Origin of the sequence: Sphingomonas arabinosi, from assembly GCF_036663715.1 — a bacterium.
GTDB lineage: Bacteria > Pseudomonadota > Alphaproteobacteria > Sphingomonadales > Sphingomonadaceae > Sphingomonas.
The window spans coordinates 1-1,502 of record NZ_JAXOJN010000055.1; the positions used below are offsets into that span (position 1 = coordinate 1).

General features: G+C 66.6%; 1 protein-coding gene. It reads left to right on the top strand.

Translation table 11 applies throughout. The features are described from left to right. The first annotated feature begins 79 nt into the window (after positions 1 to 79). Complete coding sequence (locus tag U1708_RS20595; protein WP_332748157.1) at positions 80 to 1,423, top strand: IS1182 family transposase; 1,344 nt, start codon at positions 80 to 82, stop codon at positions 1,421 to 1,423. Positions 1,424 to 1,502 lie beyond the last annotated feature (79 nt).

Consider the following 1,502-nt stretch of genomic DNA (forward strand, 5'->3'; position numbering starts at 1 on the left):
GAGGCTGTTGAAAAACGACTGCTTGCGACGGTGACGAGGGCGTGATTCACTCCTGCAAGGCGGTAGGGGGATCACGGACATGATGGGTCGGCAGGTGGCGCAGGGGGCGCTGTTCTATGGTTTCCGGCTCGATGAGCATGTGCCGGTCGACCACCTGCTCCGACGCATCGACGGCGTGTTGGACTTCGGCTTCGTGCGCGAGGCGCTGGCGTCGAGCTACAGCACGAGTGGGCGACCCTCGATCGACCCGGAGCTGATGCTCAGGATGCTGCTGGTTGGCTATCTGTTCGGCATCCGCTCGGAACGCCGCCTGTGCGAGGAGGTGCACCTCAACCTCGCATATCGTTGGTTCTGCCGGCTCGATCTGGGCGACCGAGTGCCCGACCATTCCACCTTCTCCAAGAACCGGCACGGCCGCTTCCGCGCCTGCGACCTACATCGTCTGCTATTCGAGCAGGTAGTCGCGCGGTGCGCCGCGGCCGGGCTGGTAACGGGGCGCGACTTGGCGGTGGACGGCAGCACGATCATGGCCGACGCCAGCCGCGAGAAGAAGCTGAAGGGGGCCGACGCCGCAGACGAGCTTCGTGCCGGGGAAAGCATATCGCGACCCGTCGCCGAATATCTGGCGGCGCTCGATGCCGCGTTGCCGCCGGACCCCGACGAACCAGCGCCCGTCGATCCGACCAGCATCTCGCCGACCGACCCGCAGGCGGCGCTCACCTGCAAACACGGACCGGCGCGCTACGCATACGCCATTAACCCCCTGCTCGACCTCGACACCGACTGCATCCTCGACGTGGAGGCGACGCCCGCCCGCTTCGCAGCCGAGGTGGCGGCGACCCGGACGCTGGTGTCACGCGCCGGCACCAGGCTGGGCATCGAACCCGCCAGTCTCTCGGCCGATAAGGCGTATGGTAGCGGTCGGCTGCTCGGCTGGCTGATCGACCGGAACATTACGCCATACATCCCGGTCATAGACCGGACCCGCCAGCGGGAAGCCTTCTTCACCCGGGATGCCTTCCGCTACGACCGGGAAGCGGATGCCTACTGCTGTCCGGCGGACAAGCTGCTCAGCTATTGCGGCACCAACCGGACCAAGCAGGTGCGTGTCTACCGAAGCCGGCCAGCCGATTGCGCCGCCTGCGAGCTGAAGCCGCAATGCACCATCGGTCCGAAGCGAGGTGTCACCCGGCTCGTCAGCGAGGAAGCCCGCGATACCGTGCGCGCCCTTGCCGGCACCGACGCCTATGTGCACGCACGGCGTCGAAGACAGCGGATCGAGCGCGTGTTCGGCCACCTGAAACGCAACCTGGGAATACGAACGCTCAAGCTGCGAGGCCTGTCAGGAGCCGCCGAGGAGTTCACCATGGCCGCCGCGGCATACAACCTTCAGCTGCTCGCCCGGCAGGCTGCGCCGGCCTGATACGCGGCGTATCCTACCGTGCCGGCGTCACCAGCCATCCACCACGCCGATTTCGCGCAGGCCTTTTTCAACGGTCTCG